Consider the following 22,385-nt stretch of genomic DNA (forward strand, 5'->3'; position numbering starts at 1 on the left):
AAGACAAAGTATGATAACCATCAACAAAAGCCTGTTCGGTACTCACAACGGACAGGCTGTCTATCAATATACCTTACAGAATGCGAACGGCTTTCGCGTGTCTGTTTTGAACTTAGGCGGTACCATTACCGAAATAGCTGTAAAAGATAAACACAACGTACTGAAAAACGTAGTGTTAGGTTATGCGCATTTAGAAGATTACATAGGTAATGGAGCTTATAATGGAGCTACTATAGGGCGCACTTCAGGGCGTATTCACAACGCTGCTTTCACTATCGACGGAAAAACCTATCAGCTATTTAAAAACAATGGAAAAAACTCATTGCACGGTGGTAAAGAAGGCTTTAGCAGTAAACTCTTTGAAGTAAAAGAGCTCGCTAATGGCTTGGAAATGCACTACACAAGTCCTGATGGAGAAGAAGGCTACCCTGCAAAGGTAGATTTCAAAGTGATTTACACTATCACTGATGACAACAGCCTGCATATTGCTTACGAAGCCGTTGCCGATGCCAAAACCTATCTCAATATCACCAACCATAGTTATTTCAACCTTTCAGGTGATATGGAATTGAATGGCGATACCCAAGTATTACAAATCGCTGCTGATAATATTTGTGAATTGGCAGAAGGATTGATACCTACGGGTGATTACATAGCTGTAAAAGGTACTACTTTCGACCTCCGCAAAGGTAAAGTCATCGCTGAGGGTATTGCCGAGGGGCATCCTCAATTCGAAATTACTCGTGCCTACGACCACCCCTTTGTGCTCAACCACAGCGGACTTAATGGCGCTCCTCAATTAGTATTGCACTCTCCTGAGAGTGGTATTACTATGGAAGCCTATACTACCCAGCGTGTGGCTGTGATTTACACAGGTAACTTTTTAGACGACGTACCCGTATTCGATAAGGTATGTACTGCCAAAGAAAAACCATCAAAAAACCCACGATTTGTAGGAGTAGCTATTGAGATGCAAGATTTCCCCGATGGCATCAATCAGCCGAAGTTTGGGGTAAAACCATTAGAAAAAGGGGAAGTGTACAAGCAAGAAACCGTCTATAAGTTTCTTATTAAATAACAAATAGTCTTGTTAATTATTAATTGATAATTATTAATCGTGAAAGTTTATATTGAAGTAGAAAAGCTCATCAGTTATGCGGTACTTCATAACTTGGTGAAGGAAGACGACCGTATTCTTGTTACCAATGCTGTTTTGGAAAGTATTGGTTGCGATAGTTATACCGAGTTTACAAAAGAAGAGCAAGCTCAAATCGATAAAGAGGTAGCCCAGATAACTTATCCTACGGAAGTACTCGACCGCTTAGTGCAGTGGGCAGCTGAGAACGGCACCCTCATTACCGATACGCTTACTTTCCGCGACCTACTGAACTCTAAGATTATGGGGCAGGTATTACCTCGTACATCGGTAATTCGCAAAGACTTTTGGCATACTTACCAAAGGAGCAAAGAGGACGCTACCCAACAGTTTTATGAGCTCAACAAGCAAAGCAACTACATACGCACCGATAGGATTGCTAAGAACATTCTGTGGGAACACGAGAGCCCTTATGGCAATTTAGAAATTACTATCAACCTTTCTAAGCCGGAGAAAGACCCTCGTGATATTGCTGCCCAAAAAGATGTGGTAGCCACTAACTATCCAAAATGTTTGCTCTGTAAAGAGAACGAAGGCTATATGGGGCGCGTAAATCACGCTGGTAGGCAAAACTTGCGCACGATTAAGCTGGATTTAGCCAATGAGGAATGGTTTTTCCAATACTCCCCCTACATCTATTACAACGAGCATTGTATCGTCTTTTCGAGTGAACATCGCCCTATGAAGATTGACAAGGCTTGCTTTGAGCACGTATTGGGCTTTGTAGAGCAGTTCCCTCATTACTTCCTCAGTTCTAATGCCGATTTACCTATTGTGGGAGGCTCTATACTATCTCACGACCACTTTCAAGGCGGACGACACGTTTTCCCTATGGAAAAAGCTACCATAAAAGAACGCGTGAGCTTCAAAGGCTTTGAAGATGTGGAAGCAGGCATCGTAAATTGGCCTATGAGTGTATTGCGATTGCGCGGTGAGAAAGACCGCCTCATTGCTTTAGCCGATGTCATCTTACAATCGTGGATAAACTACAGCGATGAATCATTAGGCATATACTCGCATACTGAGGGTGTGCGTCATAATACAGTAAACCCTGTGGCACGTTTTAAAAACGGCAAATATGAACTCGATTTGGCTTTGCGCAACAACCGCACCGATCCCCAACACCCTATGGGTATCTTTCACCCTTACGAACATCTGCACAATATCAAAAAAGAGAATATTGGGATTATTGAGGTGATGGGCTTAGCGATTTTACCTGGTAGGTTAAAGACTGAAATGGCGAGTATTAAAACCTTGCTTAGTGAAGCCATTACAGCTGGTAACGCTTTCAGCACTGTATATACCCAAATGAATGCTGACTCTGCTTTGCAAAAACACAGTCAGTGGTTAGAACGTTACGTGAATATCTCTCCTACCCCACTCTCAATCGACAATTTAGACGAGTTTATCAATAGGTGTATAGGTGATACTTTCTGTGAAGTATTGGAAAATTGCGGCGTGTTCAAACATACTCCTGAAGGCGAGGAAGGATTTAGAAAGTTCGTGAACCAAATTTGCTAATTTGCTAATTATTTGTATTTTTGCGTTTTAATATTAACTTTTATACGATGAAAAAACACTTCTTACTGCTCTTTTTGTGTGTTTTTGCACCCTTTGGTTCTTACCTATGGGCTCAAACGCACGTATCGGGTAAAGTAATTGACGAAAATGGCCAACCTATAGCTTTTGCTAATGTGTTATTCCCTAAAACTACTATCGGCGCTTATACCGATGATGAAGGGCGTTTTTCTCTATACTCCGAAAAAAAACAAAGAGAATTAGAGGTATCATTCATAGGGTACACCACCAAAAAAATTCATTTGGAAAAAGATAACACCAAAGGATTGGTAGTAGTACTCGTAGAAGGTGAACAGTTAGACGCAGTAACTATTGTGGCTAAACCTAAAAAGGCACTTTCTAAAAAAGAGAATCCTGCCTATACCGTTTTGCAAGGCATTTGGAAAAACAAAAAGAAACGCGGATTGCAAAATGCAACAGCTTATCAGTATAAAAAACATACTACTACCGAGTTAGGGGTGAACAACCTCGATACTGTCTTCCTCAAAAAAGCCTTAGGCAAAGAATACGATACTATTAGAAAAATCCTATCAGAGAAAAAATACAAAGAAACTTTCTCACTCCCTATGTACCTCACCGAAAAAATAGAAACGGTGTACGGTGACAATCAGTTGGGTAAAAAGCGTGTAGACATAGAAGCCGAACGTTCCCAAGGCATTGTGCAACAAGGTTTTGGTTTGGAACGTGTGAGCCAATCGTTTGACGAGTTTGAAATTTATGACAATACTTATATGATACTCAACAAACCGTTCGTGAGTCCACTTTCCGAATTTGGCTATGGTGTGTATCTATATGTACTCAGCGATACGATTCAAAAAGATGAACGCCAATTCTATCGCATCAACTTCTTCCCACGTGATGATCAAGATTTAGCTTTGCAAGGGCAATTTGATGTAGATACCAAAACCTTTATAGTGAGTGCTATACAAATGCACACCACCCCTAAAACCAATATCAACTTAGTACGCCGACTCTCATTTGAAAAATACTTCACCATCGCCAACGATAGTATCTACTTACCCGAACGCGAAATTCAAGAAGGTGATTTTACACTACTTACCAAAAAAGATGAAGAAAAAGGACTTTATGTAAAGAACTTTATCGATTATTCCGATATATTATTGAACAAATCTAAAACTGCTGAATTTTACGACCAACAAGTAGTGAAAACAGCTAAAGATCAGTTTCATAAGGATGATACTTATTGGGATAACAATACCTTGGGAGGGGCTGACCTCACCAAAACTAAACTCCTAATTCGTGAGGTGGGAAGCAATAGGCGTATCAAAATGATAGGCGATGTAACCGATGTGGTAACTTCAGGTTACATTCCCATTGGTAATTACCTACAATTTGGTAGATTCTGGCAAACTTTCTCAAGTAACAATGTTGAGGGCTTGCGTTTGCGTGCAGGATTCCGTTCCTTCATCTCTACCGACGATCGCTTTCGTACCTATGTATATGGTGCTTATGGATTGAGAGACAAACAGTTTAAGTACGGATTCAGTGGTAAATACCTCCTTTCTCACAGTCCACGCATCACCCTCGGAGCTGGTTATCAGAACGATAATTTGCAATTGGGTACCTTTGTAATGCACGACGATACTGAACTGAATTTCGAAAATACTACCAACTTCATCATTGCACGTGGTGAAAATTACTACCTCACCCGCAACAAAAAAATACAAGGAGTAATTAATTACGATATCATTCCTAACTTACAATTTTCAATATTTGGCACTTACCAAAAACTCTCTTCCGCAAGTGAAGATAACTTCCTCATTGCCTACCAAAATCCTAAAACAGGTGATGTAATTCACGAGTACGACAACTTCTATACAGGGCTACAACTCTCTTTCACCCCTTACCGAAAAGTATTTGGTTATGGTGTAGAACAACGTTATGGCAAAAAACTCTTCCCTATGTACACCCTCAAATATTCTAAAGGAGTAGAGGGGGTAATAAACAGCAAGTTTGATTACGACAAAGTGCAAATGATGCTTTACAAACCCATTCCTCTCTTTGGTTATGGCATTTTCCACGCTAATATTGAAGCTGGAAAAGTATTTGGTACAGCACCACTTATTGCTTTAGCTCCCACCCCCGCTAACCAATCGTATTCATCAGCTCCTAACACCTTTGCACTTTTGGATTACTACGATTTTATCACTGATACCTATATCAATGGATATTTTGAACATCATTTCGATGGTTTCTTGTTCAATCGTATTCCTTTCTTACAAAAAACACGATTCAAAAGCTTGATATTCGGTCGATTTGCTTATGGAACGCTCTCCAACAGGAACAAAAACGCTAATATCACCAATATTGTATTTAATTCACCCGAAAAACTCTATTGGGAATACGGCTTTGGTATTGAGAACATAGGGTTAGGTAACTTTCGCTTTATACGAGTAGATTTCGTATGGCGCAACGATTTCAATGATGTGAATGGGGTGCGGAATCCTAAGTTTGGTGTACGGATTGGAATAGTACCATCGTTTTAGGTAAAAGGTAAAAAGTAAAAGGTAAAGCTAGCGAGGGCTCACAGCTGGGTATGTGAGTAAAAGGTAAAAGATAAAAAGTAAAATAGATACTTTGTAATGAAGCAACAAAATATAAACAACTTAGTTCGGTTAGGGGAACTGCTTTCTAAAACCGAACAATTCAACGATATATTTGAGAAAGCAGAACAGCAGAACAGTTGGTTTACGCGTGCTAATGTAATATTTGCCTTTAAATCGTGGAGTGATGCCCTCAGCGAAAACAATGTAAAAAAATGGCTGTCGCAATATCAATTACCACAAACTACTTTGCCTAAAAAAATATTGATTATAATGGCTGGCAATCTACCTTTGGTAGGATTACACGATTTGTTGTGCGCATTGGTAACAGGGCATAAGGCAATCGTGAAGCTCTCCAGCAACGACTGCGTACTACTTCCCTACCTTATAACACAGATGAAGACTTTTGCACCTGAATGGACAGAAGCAGTAACTTTCACAGATGATAAAGTAACTGAATACGATGCGGTAATAGCTACAGGTAGCGATAATACTGCACGCTATTTTGAATATTACTTTGGTAAGAAACCCCATATTATAAGAAAAAACCGCCATTCAGTAGCCGTACTCACCGGAAAAGAAACCCCTGAAGAACTTTTCGCTTTAGGTAAAGACATTTTTCTGTACTACGGCTTAGGTTGCCGAAGTATTTCTAAACTATTCGTACCTAAAGGATATGACTTCAACCTGTTATTCCAAGCAATTTACCCCTATAAAGATATCATTCAAGAACAAAAATACGCCAATAACTACGACTACAACAAAGCCGTTTACCTAATGAGTTTATTTCAGCTTCTCGAAAACGGATTTTTACTCCTAAAAGAAGATGAGCATTATGGTTCTCCCATTGCTACTCTCTTCTATGAATACTACACTGATGTAGATAGCTTAAAAGAAAAACTCACTACTGATGCTGAAAAAATACAATGTGTAGTTGCACACAATTTTACAACTGAAGAAGTAGACTTCGGAGAAACCCAAATCCCCCAACTATGGGACTACGCCGATGGAGTAGACACTCTCAATTTCCTACTCAAATTAGCCTAAAATAATCAAAAAATACCAACTGATAACAAAAATCTTAAACCTTATAAGATATTAATTATAAGATACTTATAAAATAATTACAACTTTTCTCAAAAAAAAGTACTAAAAAAAATTGCAGATATAAAAAAAAGTAGTACTTTTGCCACCGCATTGAGAGAGAAACAATGCCTAAATAAAGCAAATTGGTCCGTTCGTCTAGGGGTTAGGACGCAAGGTTTTCATCCTTGTAACAGGGGTTCGATTCCCCTACGGACTACAAGCCATAATTTAAATTTTTTAAACGGTTAAACAAAAACTTAAGGTCCGTTCGTCTAGGGGTTAGGACGCAAGGTTTTCATCCTTGTAACAGGGGTTCGATTCCCCTACGGACTACTACACTAAATGCACTATTCGTATCTAAATGATACAACTTAAAATTAAATCAGTAAAGGAAAATGGCAAACCATAAATCAGCATTAAAAAGAATTAGAAGAAACGAAGCAGCTCGCTTGCGCAATCGCTATCAACACAAAACGGCTCGTAATGCCGTTAGAAAACTACGTGCTTTAGAAAATGTAGAAGAAGCTAAAACACTTTTCCCTAAAGTAGTTTCAATGATCGACAAGCTCGCTAAGAGAAATATCATTCATGCTAATAAAGCAGCGAATTTAAAAAGCAGTTTAGCTAAACATATCAATAAATTAGCTAAATAGTCATTTAGGTTTTAGATTTATCACTGATAGCCAGATTTATGCAAGTAAATCTGGCTTTGGTGTTTTAATATTAAATTTATAAAATTATGAAATATACATCTTATGCCCTACTCTTTTTGCTATCAGTACTTGTTTCTTGTAACAGCACAAATCAAGATAATAACGAAAAACAAACACATAAAACAAAGTCTATAGAGTTCGAAGAGTTCAAACTCATCGACCTAACACCTAAGGCACAGGAAGATATGAGACACTGGAAAAGTTTTCAATCACTGATGCAAGTAATCGTTTCTATGGCGCCTGCCAAGATTAAAAACACCGATGATTTAATGCTCTCCAATCCTGATAGCTTGTTAATATACAGCCGTTTATATCCAGTTAATTCCAAAACTGAAGTTATCAATAGCGTTGTAGAACACGATTGGAGAACTCCAGCTGATGCTACTAAAGATACCGTTTTCAGATTTGAAAAAAAGAAAAATAACGCAGAAAGTTTTCTACAATGGCATCGCTTTTTGGTAGCCAATATCCCTTATACTTTTTCAGTAGTTTTGAAAAAAGTGAATTACCCCAATGTAAAACTGAACTTTTTGGAAGGAGAAAACAATGAGTTATCCGCTACTTTAGCCCTTGATACCCTGAGCACTTCTACTAACAACGTAAAAAGAACTACCCTCTCCGACGATTGGTACAGTTACCAAATTAATTTTTTACCAAAAAAATCAGCGTCATACGCCATTAGGCTTTCCTTAGACGAAAATGCTAAAGAGAACGACAATGTAATACTATACCGCTCTATTTTAGAACTTCCTGCAAAACACTTTCACCAAGTAGGTAAATTTTCTGATAAGATTGTAGGAGAACACTCCGATGTTGAAAGCTCTTATTACTCTGTATTTTTTTGGTTAGTACAAATAGAAGATGCTCTCAAAGAGCTACTCAACAGCGATACTTTTCCCGAACGTATTGATGTTCCTACTGTAAAAGCTCGTTTCAGGCTTTTTCAAACACAAATTAAATCATTAGCCGATAATGTTAAAAACAATCCTGATTTCAACGAAAATGAGCTTAAAAACAACATTTTTTTATTAGGAGAAACTTTCAATAGTATTATAGCTCGTATCAACAATATATACAGCAACGACTTAGACGATCGTATGAAATATATCGATACTCAACAAGATTCTATTCCTTCAACTAATAATTGAATCTAAACACATTCATTAATTTAAAAGCCAATAATACCTTTATAAGATGTTATTGGCTTTTTCAAAATTTAAATTAGTCCCATATTCTTCTTGTTTAAAAGTAATTCGTAATTCATTTCTATACAAAAAAGAGCCTGTCAGAAAAGTATTAACAGGCTGATTATCAGCAATGAATAAAAAAAAGAGGATGTCCGAAAAGTTTAGTTTAAACTTTTAAGGACAGCCTCTTCTATCTCATTTGCTAATTTTCAAATTTGGTAATTATTTTCCTTTACCACCGATAGCAGGGTCTTTCATTCCCTCTTCAATCATAGTGTAGAATTGGTCGAGTTTAGGCAATACTACAATACGAGTACGGCGGTTTAGAGCGCGTCCGTTAGCATCACCATTGCTTGCTAATGGCACGTAGTAGCTACGTCCGGCAGCGGTCATACGCTCAGGAGCAACACCGAAATCTTTTTGCAATACACGTACAATCTCCGTAGCGCGCATTACGCTCAAATCCCAGTTGTCGCGGATACAACCTGTTTTGATGTTTACATTATCGGTGTGACCTTCTACCATAAACTCAAAGTCGGGTTTGTTTTTCACTACTTTAGCTACTTTTTCGAGTACGCTCTTAGCGTTTTTAGAGATAGTGTAGCTACCACTGCTAAAGAGCATTTTATCGGAAATATTGATAAATACCACTCCTTTTTCAACTTTCACATCTACATCTTGGTCGTCTAAGTTCCCCAACACACCTTTGAGGCTTTGTACCAAGGCGAGGTTTACAGAGTCACGACGGGTAACCGCATCGCGCAAATTTTTGATAGTTAAATCTTTTTCGCGCAAGCTTTCTAATGATTTTTCGAGGTTTTCAGCACCTTTTTGGGTAAGCGTAGTGAGGTTACCCATATTGTTGATGAGCTGCTGGTTGTTCTCTTTGAGCAAATCATTTTGGTTTTTCAAACTCTCAATTTTATATGCCAAATTGTTCTTTTCGTCTAAACACATATTGAGTTTTACGGTAGCAGTGTTTAGCAAATCTTCAGTTTGTTTGTTTCTTGCTTCTAACTCAGCATACTTCTTTTTAGATACACACGATGTTGTAACTAATGCCAGCATCGATAGTGCGATAATAAATTTTTTCATATAGTTTATGTTTTATAATTAATGAATATGTTACAATAAGAGTGCCAAGATTATCTCTTACTTGTTTTTTGCTTGGCTTTGTTTTTTTTCTTTAGCGGTTTTGAGTTCTTTTTTCAGAGATGGATTGGCTAATATCATTTCGTCTTCATCTATCTCTTCAGGGGTTTTCATTCCCTTTATTTCTTTAGGTTTTATCTTTTTCTCGGCATCGCTGTAAATCTCTTCTTTGCGATGAATACGCTCGTTGCCACGCCAGACAAATTCTTTAAACTTGCGATCGTTCACGTGTAACTTTTCTTCTGGGTATAAATTCCCCGAAGGTTGTGTAATAAACACAGTTTGTTGGAGTTGTTGTTTTTTATCCAAATAAAGTTTGATGTGGCTACAGGAGAGTTTGTTGATACCTACCAATTCTTTAGCATCGTTGTACACATAGTAAATAGACTCGGTATTTTGCAGAAAGTCTATTTGTCGTAAGGCGTTTTGTTTAAACTTTCCGTACAAGAATTTTCCTTTCACTTGGTTATACCCATCGCCTAAAGTATCTTTTTCTACCACGAGAGCGTTGTTGAACACTTTGAGGGAGTCTAACTGTTGAGTTTTTGTATTGGCAATCAGGTGGATATTATCGCCCGTCATCTGGCTTACGCCTGTCCACGCTACAGGTTTGCCCACCAATTGGGTGAGCCCGTTAGCTTCATCGGAGTGGATAGAGTCGCATTTGGCTTGCATATCGCTTTTGAAGATACGGGCATCGGGGTAGGCGCGAATCACGCGGTGTTGGGGTTTGCCCGTTACCAAAATGCGTTTGCCGTGCATATACATTGAATCTTTTTCTACCAGCGTAATTACCACTGCTTTTTTAGTGATAAACATTGAATCTTTAGCTTTGTGAATTTCGCCGTAATGTCCACGTACAAAGGTTTTGTTTATGGTATCGGAAATGAAGATATTGTTAGAACCTGAGGAAAACTGTCGGCGTTTATCGAAGTACAAGCTGTCGCCTACTAAGGTTTTGAGGTCGTATTCTATTTTGGCGTGTTTCATAAAATAGCCCAGTTCGCGACGTGTATCGTAAAAACCGCGTTCGCAATACACCTTGTAATCAGCGCCCACAATAGTAGTTTTACCATAAAAATAGGCATTGCCCGAATTGTGGTAATAGTCTAACACTTGTGAATTGACTGTAAAATCGCGATTGACAATCTTTACTGAATTGGTAAACTGATTTTTTTTAGTAGTTACATAATATTTGCCTGTTTGGCTGGTGAGTTCATTTTCAGCATTGGTAATTTTACCGAAATTATTGTAGTAAGCTTCTTGTTTATTGCGGTCAAAGAAGAGTTCTTGGGTTTCGAGGGTCATATTGCCGTTGCGCAATACTACATTTTCTTTAGCTATAGCGGTTTTAGTATTTCCTTTGTAGGATACGTATTGGCTGTTCATCTGCAGGGTATCGCCTTGTTGCAACACCACATTTCCATGAGCGATTACCTCGTTTTTTTCCTCATAGAGCACTGCTAAATCGCACCACACATCCAATCCTTGGTGGCGGAATTGTACCCGCTGTCCATCGGATTTAAAAATAGTTGCACCAGGGTATTTCACATTGTCGATGGTAAACTCTCCTCCGTAAACAATTTCGATACGTTTAGTTTTAGGTTCGCTTGTTTGTGCCACAAGGCTTTGCAAGCTAAGAGTAAACATTGAAAATAATATGTAAAAAAATGTTTTTTTCATTCAGAAATGTTTTCATTGAGAATGCAAAGATAGTAAATAATTGATAATTAACAATTGATAATTGACAATTAATTGGCAAATTGTTCTTCCTATTGGAATTTACAAAAACTTCATTTTTAGAAAAAATCGTTTTTTATTATTTGTAATTTGCAATTAATTCATATTTTTGCACCAAATAAAAACAATTGAGATATAAAAGAATAGAAAAATACACATAAGATTTAAAGAGAAAGTTGTTAATATTCCTTTTTAAAAGAATCTGGTAAATTCAATAAAAAAGCAGAGGTGAATTAACAAAATGTTTCTCGCCCCATAAGGGCGTGAACTGTTTTTGTTACATACCTGTTTTTGGGCATACCAGAGCCTTTTTAAAAGTGTGAACAAAACATTCACGCTTTTTTTATGCTCAAAGGTTGCCCTTACTCATATCGTAACATCAAAATTAAATCAATAACAAATGAAAAAAATCGTTTTATTCAGTGCTTTAGCACTACTGTTAGCAAGTTGTGGTGTAACAAGAGAGTTATCACACAATGTAAACAACCATACTACTCAAGTGGTATTGGCTAAAAATAACTTTAAAGTAGTAGAACACGTGAAAGGAGAAGCCTCTAATCAATATTTACTTATTATAGGAGGTGGAAAACGTGCTTTGGTGGAAAAAGCAAGAGCTAAAATGCTTCAAAATGCCAATTTGGTAGGCTCTTCAAGAGCGGTTATCAATGAAACTGTAGAAATACATTCTTTCTTTTTCTGGTTTGGTATGCAATACACAGTAACTGTTTCAGCTGACGTAATCGAATTTACTGAATAGTAAAACACAAAAAAGAAGCTGTTCAAAAAGTTTTATTTTTATAGGGGCGTTTACAAGCGCCCCTATAAATGTGATGTAAATAAGATTGACTATCAATGATTCCAACTTTGAAAAAGTCATAGCACAACAGGGCGTGAGCTATACGGGGAACGGAAACTTTAGCAAGGTATAACGGCAATAAGATGAACGAAGAGTGGCTCTACAGTGGCTCTACAGTGGGTCTACAGTGGGTCTACAACGAACAAAAGACGAACCTAAATAGGAAGTAAGTTAAAGCTAAGATAGAACTAAAAAGAAGGTAGTTAAGGGATTTCTATTTTGGTAAGGGGCGTAGCGCAAAGAGCGATTAGAAACTTTGGCAAGGTATATAGTACAAAAGCAAATAAAAAAGAGAATTTTGTTATATCGAGCTCACTTCAAACAAAAAAAGAGTCAATTTGTAAGTATACAAATTGACTCTTTTTCTAATTGACAAATTGGCAAATTACCAAATTATTCTACGGTTACTGATTTGGCTAAATTACGAGGTTGATCGACGTTGCAACCGCGCTTGATAGCGATATAATAGGACAGCAATTGCAAAGGTACTGAGGCTAAAATAGGGGTAAGCGCCTCACTGATTTCGGGTATTTCAATCACGTGGTTTGCTAAGCCCGCCATTTGGGTATCGCCTTCGGTTACTACGGCTATGATTTTACCTTTGCGCGCCTTTATCTCTTGTGCATTGGAAACTACCTTATCATAATGACCTTTAGATGGTGCGATGAATATCACTGGCATATTCTCATCGATAAGGGCGATAGGTCCGTGTTTCATCTCGGCAGCTGGATAGCCTTCGGCGTGAATATAAGATATTTCTTTGAGTTTTAAAGCCCCTTCCAAAGCTGTAGGGAAGTTAAACCCACGACCTAAATACAAGCAATTGGTAGCTGTTTTGTAGCTTTCGGCTATCTCAGCGACCTTGTGATCTACTGTTTTGATAGTGGTTTCGAGCAACTGAGGTATACGTTCTAATTCCTTACAAAGATGGTGATAGGTTTCCGTACTGAGGGTACCTTTCTTATGTCCTAAATGCAAAGCGATAAGGGTAAGCACTGTAAGCTGGGTGGTAAAGGCTTTGGTAGAAGCTACCCCTATTTCAGGACCTGCGTGAGTGTAAGTACCTGAATGGGTGATACGCGCAATTGATGAGCCTACTACATTGCAAATACCATAGATAAAAGCGCCTTTTTCTTTTGCTAATTTGAGGGCTGCCAAAGTATCGGCGGTCTCACCTGATTGTGAAATAGCAATAACGATATCCCCTTTATTGATAATAGGGTTGCGATAACGGAACTCTGAGGCGTACTCTACCTCCACAGGAATACGAGCGTATTCTTCTAACAGATATTCACCTACCAAGCCTGCGTGCCACGAAGTCCCACACGCTACAATAACGATGCGTTTGGCATTGAGGAAGGTTTCTAAATGATTATCAACTCCTGATAGTTTGGTAGTATGATCGGGCAAGAGGCGACCGCGCATCGTGTCTTGGATAGACTTAGGCTGCTCGTAGATTTCTTTGAGCATAAAATGGTCGTATCCTCCTTTTTCAATTGCTTCAAGGTTGAGTTTGAGTTGTTGTACAAACGGACTCACCTGCTCATTACTGCCTATTTTAATCACTTTCAACGGTTTGTTTAGGTGAATGGTAGCCATTTCGCCATCTTCTAAATACACAGCATTTTGGGTATACTCTATAAAAGGAGAGGCATCGGAGGCGATGAAAAACTCGCCGTCACCTACCCCGATTACCAATGGACTACCCAAGCGGGCTACTACTATTTCCTCAGGTTTACTTTCCTCCATTACAGCAATGGCAAAAGCACCCACCACCTCGTTGAGTGCATAGCGCACGGCAGTCTCTAAATTGACGTTTTCTTTTTCTTTGAAGTATTCGATGAAGTTTACTAATACCTCGGTATCAGTATCAGAATGAAATACAAAACCCTCTTTGATGAGGTTTTGCTTGATACTTTCGTAATTCTCAATAATACCGTTGTGTACAATGGCTATTTTGCCAGAATTAGAGCGGTGAGGATGCGAATTAATATCGTTAGGCACTCCGTGGGTAGCCCAACGGGTATGCCCCATACCGCAGCCATAAGTAGGAACATTTTCTCCTGCTTTGGCTACCAAATCGGATACTTTGCCTTTGGTTTTTTCTCCGTAAAAACTCTCAGCGTTTAAGATAAAACCTGCGCTGTCATATCCGCGATACTCTAAGCGTTTTAACCCATCAATCACGATGGGAAAAGCGGCGCGTTTGCCTAAATAACCTACAATTCCACACATATTTTTAAGTTCTTTTTATTATTTATTAATTTACACTCTTACACTTTCGGGCACTAATACGGTATAATCACCGTGATTGCGAATAACATCGCGCACAATAGACGATGATATAAACGAAGTACGTGCTGCCGTGAGTAAAAAGACAGTTTCTATTTGAGATAATTTGCGGTTAGTATGTGCAATAGCTTTTTCAAACTCAAAGTCGGCTGGGTTGCGCAAACCTCTGAGGATAAATTGTGCATCAATTTCTTTGCAGAAGTCTACCGTAAGCCCTTGGTAAGTAGTAACTTTTACTTTGGGTTCATCGGCAAAGGCTTTTTCGATAAACTCTTTACGTTGTTCTACCGTAAACATATAGTTCTTGTCACCATTAACACCTATGGCAACCACAATTTCATCGAATAGGTCTAAAGCGCGTTTGATAATATCGTAATGACCTAAGGTAATGGGGTCAAATGATCCTGGAAATAAAGCTCTTTTCAATGATTAACGATTAAGTATTAATGTTTCAGTACTCGTTCTATTTCGCTTTCGAATAGTTCTTCAAGGCTGATGCCTGCTACTTTGGCTTGTTGAGGCAATAAACTCGCTTCTGAAAGCCCTGGAGTGGTATTCATTTCGAGCAAATAAGGTGTATCACCTACGATGATGAACTCACTTCGGCTGAAGCCTTCCATTTTCAACAATCGGTATACACGTTCTGCCAAAGCATTGATTTTAGCCGTCATTTCGGCAGAAAGACGCGCAGGAGTAATTTCTTGCGACTTGCCGTTATATTTGGCATCATAATCGAAGAAATCATTTTCGGATACTATTTCGGTCATCGGGAGAACTTTTATTTCACCGCGATAGTTGATTACCCCGATAGAGATTTCAGTACCTTTCAAGAAACTTTCGATGAGGATTTCGTCGTCTACTTCAAATGCTTTGTCTATATACATAGGCAGTTGAGCCTCTTCATATACTTTATACACTCCAAAACTACTCCCTGATTTATTAGCCTTCACAAAGCAAGGCAAACCTACTTTAGCTACAATATCAGCAGTATTGTAGTCTTCACCTTTGTTGAGATAGTAAGAAGGGGCTGAAAGAATACCAAAAGGTTTGAGTACTGATAGCATATCGCGTTTGTTGAACGTAAGAGCCGAAGCATACATACTGCATCCTGTGAGCGGTAAGCCAATCAAATTGAAATAGGCTTGCAAACAACCGTCTTCACCAGGGGTGCCGTGAATGGCATTGAAAACAGCATCAAAAGTAATTTTACGTCCGTTTACTATTACCGAGAAGTCATTTTTATCAATAGGGTGTTCGTTGTTTTGAGCATCTACATACACCCATTTATCGCGGTCGATACGCACGAGATAAGGTACATATTTATCTTGGTTGAGATGTTTGGCTACTACTGCAGCACTCTTTAAAGAAACGGGAGCTTCATTAGAGTATCCTCCCATTATGATTGCTATATTTTTTTTCACTTTTACAAGTATTTTTTTATATATTTTCTATTTTTTCAATGAGATAGTGATGTGTCCATTCAGGGATAACATCTTGCAAAATCTTCATTTCAGTTCCTTTTTTCTCTATTAAGAGAGAACGTTTATCTGAAAAAGTTGTATCGAAAATAAAAGCTCTATCGGCTATCATAAAAGCTTCGAACAATAAGTCCATTGATCTATAATAACGCTCTATTACTTTCTTTTCTAACACATTATGGCCTCCTTTAGTCACTCTTAGTCCAATGCGTTCTATATTAATTTTAGGATCTTGTGTAGTAACGAAATACAGATATGTTTTAAAAGCTTGCTTTTTTACATTCTTCAAAAAATCAACTTTTGAGGAATGTGACATTACCGTTTCAAACGAAAAAGTACTTTCTGTACACAGTAATATCTGTCTAAAAAAGTTGGCTATACTTGCTGCTATATAGCTATCTATTGGAGTATTTAACACCAGAATATTATCAGTGATAACAATACTTTGGAGTTTTTGCTTATCAATTTGCTTATTTTCAGCATTTAGTTGAAAACTTTCCCAATCATATTGTGTGATAGGGGTAGGTAGATACTCCTCACAGTTGATAAACCCCTGTGTGTTTAGTTGCTTTTCAATAATATCAGCATTTACAAAATAACCCACGTTATAATGTTTTTTTATATCTTCTATAAGAGTAGACTTTCCCGAACCATTAGGTCCTGCAAACATACGAAAGCGTTTCATATCGCTTTTTTTAGTTTATAAATACCTTTTTTTACAGGTATCATTTTTCCAAATAGAGCTTTCTTTCCTAAAAGAATAATAGTTCCATCGGGTTTTTCTTCCACTAATTCACCATCTATTACGGTAATATTGCTAAGCCCTAAAGCGCGATTTTCACGGCGCGCTCTTTGCATTGCGTTATAAAATATTTCATTTAAGGCTTCTGTAGGTATTTCTTGTTTCATATTAGGTCTTTACTTTGTGGTTGGGGCACAAAATATTTATCTTTATTTTGTTATGTTCTAAAAAATGATTTCATTATTTCTGTCTGAAATACACATCAATAGGCACACCGTTAAAATCGAAGTTTTCACGGAGTTTGTTTTCTATAAAACGTCGGTAGGGGTCTTTTACGTATTGTGGCAAATTAGCAAAGAAGGCAAATTGCGGCATAGGTGTGGGCAATTGAGTACAGAACTTTATCTTGACATATTTTCCTTTGATCGCAGGGGGTGGATAGTTCTCAATAATAGGCAACATTACCTCATTGAGTTTGCGAGTAGGGATGCGCTTAGTGCGGTTGTTATACACTGCTACCGCAGTTTCTATAGCTTTATAGATACGTTGCTTATTCAATGCCGATACAAACAAGATAGGTACATCGGTGAAAGGTTCTATTTCTTTGCGGATAGCCGCTTCGTACTGTTTAGCCGTATTGTTTTCCTTCTCTACCAAATCCCATTTGTTTACTAATATCACGATGCCTTTGCGATTGCGTTGTGCCAACCAGAAGATATTAGCATCTTGGCTTTCAAAACCACGTGTAGCATCGAGCATCAAAATACACACATCGGAGTGTTCAATAGCACGAATAGAACGCATCACTGAGTAGAACTCTAAATCTTCTTTTACTTTAGATTTACGGCGGATTCCCGCTGTATCAACTAAATTAAATTCAAATCCAAAGCGGTTGTACTTAGTATCAATAGCATCGCGTGTAGTGCCTGCAATATCGGTAACAATATAGCGGTCTTCGCCTATAAGGGCGTTGATAAAGGACGATTTACCCGCATTAGGTCTCCCTACTACAGCAAAGCGAGGCAAGGGGTTTTCTTCTTGTTTTTCTTTTTCGGGCAAGAGAGCGACCAAATCGTCGAGTAGCTCTCCTGTACCACTACCATTTACACTTGATAGGGCGTAGAGATGTTCAAAGCCTAAGGCATAAAATTCGTGCATATCGTTGCGACGATTGTTGCTATCCACTTTGTTTACTGCTACTAATATTGGTTTATGGCATTTGCGCAACAACTCGGCTACAGCTTCGTCCATACCAGTAAGTCCTTCTTCGACGTTTACCATAAAGATAATCGCATCGGCTTCGTCTATGGCTAAGGCGACTTGTTTGTTGATTTCTTTCTCGAAAGAATCGTCACTACCTGCTAAGTAACCACCTGTGTCGATCACAGAAAAAGAGACCCCATTCCAGTCGGTTTTACCATAATGGCGGTCACGTGTAACGCCACTCACGGCGTCCACGATAGCCTCACGGCGTTTTATCAAACGGTTGAAAAAAGTGGATTTACCTACATTGGGGCGTCCCACTACAGCTACTATAGCACTCATAATATACCTACTTATTTTTTGCAAAGATAGAAAATAATTAACAAATGGCAATTATCTTCTTATAAACGCTGTTCTTTTTTATAGGGATTAGGACGATATCCTTCCATTAAAGCATCGTTTTCCATTATAAACGGAATGGCATTGGGTTGCTCCCACTCTACATCATATCGGTTCATTAAATAATCGCTGAGCTGAGTGCGATTGGCAAATTTTATCGCCTGATAAGGTTCTTGGAAAGCGAGTTTTTCGATAAAGAGTAGCTTGCCTTCAAAAGGTACTAATACCCCTACGTGTCCCACAAAGAGGGTGTTCTCTTCTGGGGTGATTTGGGAATGGAAGACTGCCGAGATAAGCGATGCCTTAGTAGGGTCGTTTTTATAACGAAAATTGATACCGCGTTCTTTCCACGCCTGTTGCATCGCCTGCAAATGAGTGTTTATATCTTTGGTATTAGTAGTAGGCACCTCGGTAAAGAGGGTGAAAAAGTTGTTTTCTTCCTCTGGGGTAAAGAACTTTTTAGGGGTATTGTGCAAGGATTCTCGGTCTATAAAAAGTACTTCGTCTTCCTCTTTGGTAGCAAACTTTTTATCTGCAGGAAAAGCAATCAAATCACGCAAGAGGGTAAAAGAGGTAAGACGACAGTTATAACCTTGAAACATAGGGTATTTAGACGTCCAAATGCTTTGTATAGCAGCCTCATCATACTTAGGTAGCAGGCTATCAATAGTTACAAATCCTTTGGGTACTAAGCCTGCTTTATCGCCTACTGTTTGGTTGAAAAGGGCTACACTCTCCAAAAAAGAGGCTACATTTTGCTCAGCTATTCCCGCTGCTGTAAGGGCTTTTTGCACTTCGTCTTGAGTAGCGGTATCTACTAAATTAGAATAAGTGAGAGTAACAGCTGTCTTTTCAGTTGTTGCTTTCTTCTGCTCACAAGATATTGCTCCTAATGAGAGAATTGTTATTAGTAAAAGTTTTTTCATTTGATGTTATTTTAGACTTTTCTTTTTAGTTTTAAAATGTTTTTCCTTAGTATAAGTAGTATATATTAATCCTGCGCCACAAATGTTCATAACAGAACTATAGTAATCCTTTTTCCAAATGCCATTCTCTTTTTTGTAAACAGCATCTATCTTTTTGTCGGATTTACGAAAGCTAAAATAAGCTTTATTTCCTCCATCAAAGAATATGGGTTCTGAAAAAGTGAAACATTGTAGTTTTTCTGGTCTGTAAATAAGTTCTTTCAATTTTTTGTATACTTTCCAAGCTTCTTTTTCTCTTCTTTTTTTACTCCAATACCATTTTACAGTTACAAAAAAGGTATGCGGACAAACAAAACGTTCTTTGTCTTTTATGTTTCTCTTTGTAAAAACAAAATCTTGAGTATCAAATGATGGTAATAAACTATCTTGAAAACATTCTCTTGCCTTTTTGAATACTTGAAAGTCCCAATACGATGATTCTGGATTTTTTTTTCGCTCCTCAATAGCTTTTATAACACCTTCTGCATCGTTAGATAATGCTGAGCTGCGACCGTAAAAAGGCTTTTCTTTTGCATACTCAAATTCATTAGCTGAAGGTATATAGGGCGGTTCTAAGTAAAAATATTCATAATCTTCAGGAATAAAATCCTTATATACTTGATTGAAAAATTCTTCTTTGCTTTCCTCTTGCGAAAAGAGCAATTTAGAACAGAACAACAATAAGAAGGTTATTTGTTTTTTCATATTTGTTTGATATAATTAAAGTTATATGTTGCTCTCATAATAATAAGACTGTTCTATACCTTTAAAAATTACTTCACGGTCATTTACTTTATCAGTAAGGGCAGGTTGCAACAAAAAGCGCAATTCCAAATCGTTGATAGGGCTACGCTCCATTGCTTGGAGATAAGGAGCTTTATCTATCTGTTGCCAATTCACTACTTTACCTAAGCGTTTTTTGAGTATCAAGTCGATCCATATACGAGTAGCTCGTCCATTGCCTTCCATAAAAGGGTGGGCTATATTCATCTCTACATATTTGGCTACAATTTCTTCAAAAGTATTTTCAGGCATTTGGTCTATTACAGGCAGGATAACATGCAAAAACATTGCATTGGCAAAACGAAAATCTCCTTTACTGATATTCAACTGACGTATTTTACCCGCAAAATCGTAAAGCCCCTCAAAAAGATAGCGATGTATCTCGCATAATCCTTTAGTGGTACCTACTTCTATCTGCTCTATAATCCCACTCTCAAAAAGATGATAGGCATTTTGCAAACTTTGTGCGTCGATTTCTTGAGTATTCATCTTCAATTTTCTCTGTTTAATGTATATACTAAGCTTGTATGTCTCTCTCCTATAAGTGGAAATAAGAAATCTTCAATGGTATGATGGTAACGGAACCCACATTTTTCAAGTACTCGCTGTGAGGCAATATTTTCCTCGTATGCACCTGCCCATAGCTGGGTAAGGTGCAACTCTTCAAAAGCATATTGTATTACCCTTAGAGTAGCTTCAGTAACATAGCCCTTACCCCAAAAGTCTTCTCCAAGCCAATAGCCTATTTCGGCTTCATTTTCTCCTATAGGGAGATTGCTCTCTCCTTGCAAAAGCAAGCCTATACTGCCAATAGGTGTGTTATTGGGCAGACAAATAGCAAAACTATGAGCCTTGCTAAGGACAACCTCAATAATCTCTCGGCTCTCCTCCACACTTTTGTGAGGAGACCAACCGCACCGCTTGCCTATAATAGGGTTGTGCGCTTGTGTGTATAAGGCTTCGGCATCGGTAATTTTCCAAGGGCGAAGCAAAAGGCGTGTTGTGTGAAGTGTTTCCATAAACTTAGTTATAATTGTTTTAAGCGTTTTTCTACTTTGATATAAGTAATCTATTAATTAACGTGAGTTCAGCGTAAGTAATTATTTAAAAATCAGAAAAAATATTATAAATCTCCCACAAAGTCAGCGAGGGCTCTCAGCTGGGTATGTGAACACACGAATTTTCACCTGATGGTGAATTATTTTGTGAATATATTATGATATAAAGCTGTAAATCAATATTCTTTTATATCGAACTGACATTAAATAACAATTATAAATTTAACAAAGCTAAATATGATGGAATAAAAAAATGACAATTAGAGCAAAAGTTGTTTTTTGTTTTTGTGAATGTAGAAATAGAACTATATTGTCCCGAATTGCCAAAGTGCAAAGATAGTGAATAACGAGATAAAAGCAAATAGAAAACAAAATTATTTTCGTCAAGAGGAATTTACCCTAACTACAAACAAATCTACAAAGAAATGGATAGTTATTTAGGAGAAAAAGGGTATAACCGACAATTGTTTGAGCGCGACAAAGAGACAATACGCGATGAATGGCACTATGATTTGAGATTTGAGGACGAAACTTATGCGCTATACGAAGATGAAAATCAGCTGATAGTAGACGATCTATTGGCAGCTTACATCTTGTTTATCGTGCAAAACCAAGACGGCAAACTACCTGAATGCGTGATTACAGAAACTCGTCAGCATACGGGTACAAACTATATAGCCGACTGTATAGAGGCTATAGAAGCACGTAAAGAACTACACATCACTTACTACGACTACCGCGATGAGCAAACCAAAGCCTATACGCTACAACCTTACAAACTAAAGCATAAAGACTATAAATGGTATGTATTGGCAGTAGATAAACAAGATAGCAGTGTGCCTTTTAAAGCTTTTGCCTTAGAGCGCGTGCGTTCGTTAGAAATAGGTGTTACCTTCCGACCTAATAAGCAATTAGACTTCTACAGCACGTATTACAATGCTTTTGGGATGTTTACCGATGCCAAAGCCGAAAAGGTAGTGTTACAGTTTGATCACCGCGATGGTAACTATCTCAAAGCCTCGCCTATTCACCACTCACAGCGGGTTATAGCTGAAACCGCAACGCATATCACCTTTGAACTCTATGTAAAACCCACTCTCGACTTTATTATGGAACTGATGAAACGCAGTTGGTCGCTTACTATATTAGAACCTACTCACTTGCGAGATACTTTTGTAAAATATTGGCAAGAAGCAGTGAAGAGAAATTTGGAAGTGGATTAATGAGGTGATTTATAAATCAAAAAAAAGCTGTCCGAAAGTTTTATTTGTGGGGGCGTTTGCAAAACGCCCTTACATAACATACTACAAAAGCTGTTGATTATCAGAGTAATAACAAAGATAATATAGGAAGTGTGTCATTTTGTGATACTATAGTAAAAAAAGAGTGCCAGAAATTGTTTTGGCACTCTTTTTTAGTTAAATAAGTTATAT

General features: G+C 37.9%; 20 protein-coding genes and 2 tRNA genes. 10 read left to right on the forward strand and 12 right to left on the reverse strand.

All coding sequences use genetic code 11. The features are described 5' to 3' along the window. Window positions 1-10: 10 nt before the first annotated feature. From CBG49_RS12005 to CBG49_RS12040, 8 genes are all read left to right on the forward strand, one after another. Window positions 11-1,078 (forward strand): aldose epimerase family protein, encoded by a 1,068-nt coding sequence (locus CBG49_RS12005; RefSeq protein WP_088594649.1) that lies wholly within the window; start codon window positions 11-13, stop codon window positions 1,076-1,078. A gap of 39 nt (window positions 1,079-1,117) precedes the next feature. After that, window positions 1,118-2,677 carry a UDP-glucose--hexose-1-phosphate uridylyltransferase gene (locus CBG49_RS12010; RefSeq protein ID WP_088594650.1) on the forward strand — a complete coding sequence of 520 codons (1,560 nt, stop codon included), beginning with the start codon at window positions 1,118-1,120 and terminating at the stop codon, window positions 2,675-2,677. A gap of 47 nt (window positions 2,678-2,724) precedes the next feature. Further along, window positions 2,725-5,241 carry a DUF5686 and carboxypeptidase-like regulatory domain-containing protein gene (locus CBG49_RS12015; RefSeq protein WP_088594651.1) on the forward strand — a complete coding sequence of 839 codons (2,517 nt, stop codon included), beginning with the start codon at window positions 2,725-2,727 and terminating at the stop codon, window positions 5,239-5,241. Between the two features lie 96 nt (window positions 5,242-5,337). Continuing rightward, window positions 5,338-6,345: an acyl-CoA reductase gene (locus tag CBG49_RS12020; RefSeq protein ID WP_088594652.1), complete on the forward strand. Its 1,008-nt coding sequence runs from the start codon at window positions 5,338-5,340 to the stop codon at window positions 6,343-6,345. Between the two features lie 184 nt (window positions 6,346-6,529). Beyond that, a tRNA-Glu gene (locus CBG49_RS12025) sits at window positions 6,530-6,601 on the forward strand. Between the two features lie 44 nt (window positions 6,602-6,645). After that, window positions 6,646-6,717: transfer RNA gene (locus tag CBG49_RS12030), tRNA-Glu, on the forward strand. 62 nt (window positions 6,718-6,779) lie between these two features. Further along, window positions 6,780-7,037, forward strand: coding sequence for a 30S ribosomal protein S20 (gene rpsT / locus CBG49_RS12035; RefSeq protein ID WP_009412977.1), 258 nt, complete (start codon window positions 6,780-6,782; stop codon window positions 7,035-7,037). Window positions 7,038-7,123: 86 nt separating this feature from the next. Further along, complete coding sequence (locus CBG49_RS12040; protein WP_088594653.1) at window positions 7,124-8,245, forward strand: hypothetical protein; 1,122 nt, start codon at window positions 7,124-7,126, stop codon at window positions 8,243-8,245. 261 nt (window positions 8,246-8,506) lie between these two features. Here the strand turns inward: CBG49_RS12040 and CBG49_RS12045 are convergent, their stop codons facing one another. Together CBG49_RS12045 and CBG49_RS12050 are read right to left on the reverse strand one after the other, a co-directional pair. Then, window positions 8,507-9,379 carry an OmpA/MotB family protein gene (locus tag CBG49_RS12045; protein WP_009412973.1) on the reverse strand — a complete coding sequence of 291 codons (873 nt, stop codon included), beginning with the start codon at window positions 9,377-9,379 and terminating at the stop codon, window positions 8,507-8,509. Window positions 9,380-9,436: 57 nt separating this feature from the next. Beyond that, window positions 9,437-11,119: an OstA-like protein gene (locus CBG49_RS12050; protein ID WP_088594654.1), complete on the reverse strand. Its 1,683-nt coding sequence runs from the start codon at window positions 11,117-11,119 to the stop codon at window positions 9,437-9,439. A gap of 457 nt (window positions 11,120-11,576) precedes the next feature. Between CBG49_RS12050 and CBG49_RS12055 the strand changes: the two genes are divergently transcribed. After that, window positions 11,577-11,933 carry a DUF6567 family protein gene (locus CBG49_RS12055; protein ID WP_009412971.1) on the forward strand — a complete coding sequence of 119 codons (357 nt, stop codon included), beginning with the start codon at window positions 11,577-11,579 and terminating at the stop codon, window positions 11,931-11,933. 492 nt (window positions 11,934-12,425) lie between these two features. Here CBG49_RS12055 and glmS read toward each other — a convergent pair whose 3' ends face one another. From glmS to CBG49_RS12105, 10 genes are all read right to left on the reverse strand, one after another. Further along, window positions 12,426-14,267: a glutamine--fructose-6-phosphate transaminase (isomerizing) gene (gene glmS / locus CBG49_RS12060; protein WP_088594655.1), complete on the reverse strand. Its 1,842-nt coding sequence runs from the start codon at window positions 14,265-14,267 to the stop codon at window positions 12,426-12,428. A 30-nt stretch (window positions 14,268-14,297) separates the two neighbouring features. Then, window positions 14,298-14,750 carry a pantetheine-phosphate adenylyltransferase gene (gene coaD / locus CBG49_RS12065; RefSeq protein ID WP_002677379.1) on the reverse strand — a complete coding sequence of 151 codons (453 nt, stop codon included), beginning with the start codon at window positions 14,748-14,750 and terminating at the stop codon, window positions 14,298-14,300. Window positions 14,751-14,767: 17 nt separating this feature from the next. Beyond that, on the reverse strand, window positions 14,768-15,745 hold the full coding sequence (locus CBG49_RS12070) for a D-alanine--D-alanine ligase (protein WP_088594656.1): 978 nt from the start codon (window positions 15,743-15,745) through the stop codon (window positions 14,768-14,770). A gap of 16 nt (window positions 15,746-15,761) precedes the next feature. Then, window positions 15,762-16,487, reverse strand: coding sequence for a hypothetical protein (locus CBG49_RS12075; protein WP_227002890.1), 726 nt, complete (start codon window positions 16,485-16,487; stop codon window positions 15,762-15,764). Beyond that, entirely contained in the window at window positions 16,484-16,711 is a 228-nt protein-coding gene (locus tag CBG49_RS12080) for a hypothetical protein (protein ID WP_088594657.1), read from the reverse strand. The genes CBG49_RS12075 and CBG49_RS12080 overlap by 4 nt, the downstream gene beginning before the upstream one ends. A gap of 73 nt (window positions 16,712-16,784) precedes the next feature. Next, on the reverse strand, window positions 16,785-18,089 hold the full coding sequence (gene der, locus CBG49_RS12085; RefSeq protein ID WP_088594658.1) for a ribosome biogenesis GTPase Der: 1,305 nt from the start codon (window positions 18,087-18,089) through the stop codon (window positions 16,785-16,787). A 59-nt stretch (window positions 18,090-18,148) separates the two neighbouring features. Continuing rightward, a complete protein-coding gene (locus CBG49_RS12090; RefSeq protein ID WP_088594659.1) occupies window positions 18,149-19,072 on the reverse strand; it encodes a DUF4300 family protein in 924 nt (307 codons plus the stop codon). Window positions 19,073-19,078: 6 nt separating this feature from the next. After that, window positions 19,079-19,816, reverse strand: coding sequence for a hypothetical protein (locus CBG49_RS12095; RefSeq protein ID WP_088594660.1), 738 nt, complete (start codon window positions 19,814-19,816; stop codon window positions 19,079-19,081). Between the two features lie 21 nt (window positions 19,817-19,837). Then, a complete protein-coding gene (gene fic / locus CBG49_RS12100; RefSeq protein WP_088594661.1) occupies window positions 19,838-20,383 on the reverse strand; it encodes a protein adenylyltransferase Fic in 546 nt (181 codons plus the stop codon). 2 nt (window positions 20,384-20,385) lie between these two features. Then, window positions 20,386-20,913, reverse strand: coding sequence for a GNAT family N-acetyltransferase (locus CBG49_RS12105; protein WP_088594662.1), 528 nt, complete (start codon window positions 20,911-20,913; stop codon window positions 20,386-20,388). Window positions 20,914-21,377: 464 nt separating this feature from the next. Here CBG49_RS12105 and CBG49_RS12110 point away from each other — a divergent pair, with 464 nt between their 5' ends. Beyond that, entirely contained in the window at window positions 21,378-22,175 is a 798-nt protein-coding gene (locus tag CBG49_RS12110) for a helix-turn-helix transcriptional regulator (protein WP_088594663.1), read from the forward strand. The last annotated feature ends 210 nt before the right edge of the window (window positions 22,176-22,385 follow it).

Origin of the sequence: Capnocytophaga endodontalis, assembly GCF_002209445.1 — a bacterium.
Classification (GTDB): domain Bacteria; phylum Bacteroidota; class Bacteroidia; order Flavobacteriales; family Flavobacteriaceae; genus Capnocytophaga; species Capnocytophaga periodontitidis.

Coding starts and splice junctions, on each gene's coding strand:
- CBG49_RS12005 (WP_088594649.1), top strand. CDS start 11: ATGATAACCATCAACAAAAGCCTGTTCGGTACTCACAACGGACAGGCT.
- CBG49_RS12015 (WP_088594651.1), top strand. CDS start 2,725: ATGAAAAAACACTTCTTACTGCTCTTTTTGTGTGTTTTTGCACCCTTT.
- CBG49_RS12020 (WP_088594652.1), top strand. CDS start 5,338: ATGAAGCAACAAAATATAAACAACTTAGTTCGGTTAGGGGAACTGCTT.
- rpsT (WP_009412977.1), top strand. CDS start 6,780: ATGGCAAACCATAAATCAGCATTAAAAAGAATTAGAAGAAACGAAGCA.
- CBG49_RS12040 (WP_088594653.1), top strand. CDS start 7,124: ATGAAATATACATCTTATGCCCTACTCTTTTTGCTATCAGTACTTGTT.
- CBG49_RS12045 (WP_009412973.1), bottom strand. CDS start 9,379: ATGAAAAAATTTATTATCGCACTATCGATGCTGGCATTAGTTACAACA.
- CBG49_RS12050 (WP_088594654.1), bottom strand. CDS start 11,119: ATGAAAAAAACATTTTTTTACATATTATTTTCAATGTTTACTCTTAGC.
- CBG49_RS12055 (WP_009412971.1), top strand. CDS start 11,577: ATGAAAAAAATCGTTTTATTCAGTGCTTTAGCACTACTGTTAGCAAGT.
- glmS (WP_088594655.1), bottom strand. CDS start 14,267: ATGTGTGGAATTGTAGGTTATTTAGGCAAACGCGCCGCTTTTCCCATC.
- CBG49_RS12075 (WP_227002890.1), bottom strand. CDS start 16,487: ATGAAACGCTTTCGTATGTTTGCAGGACCTAATGGTTCGGGAAAGTCT.
- CBG49_RS12080 (WP_088594657.1), bottom strand. CDS start 16,711: ATGAAACAAGAAATACCTACAGAAGCCTTAAATGAAATATTTTATAAC.
- der (WP_088594658.1), bottom strand. CDS start 18,089: ATGAGTGCTATAGTAGCTGTAGTGGGACGCCCCAATGTAGGTAAATCC.
- CBG49_RS12090 (WP_088594659.1), bottom strand. CDS start 19,072: ATGAAAAAACTTTTACTAATAACAATTCTCTCATTAGGAGCAATATCT.
- CBG49_RS12095 (WP_088594660.1), bottom strand. CDS start 19,816: ATGAAAAAACAAATAACCTTCTTATTGTTGTTCTGTTCTAAATTGCTC.
- fic (WP_088594661.1), bottom strand. CDS start 20,383: ATGAATACTCAAGAAATCGACGCACAAAGTTTGCAAAATGCCTATCAT.
- CBG49_RS12105 (WP_088594662.1), bottom strand. CDS start 20,913: ATGGAAACACTTCACACAACACGCCTTTTGCTTCGCCCTTGGAAAATT.
- CBG49_RS12110 (WP_088594663.1), top strand. CDS start 21,378: ATGGATAGTTATTTAGGAGAAAAAGGGTATAACCGACAATTGTTTGAG.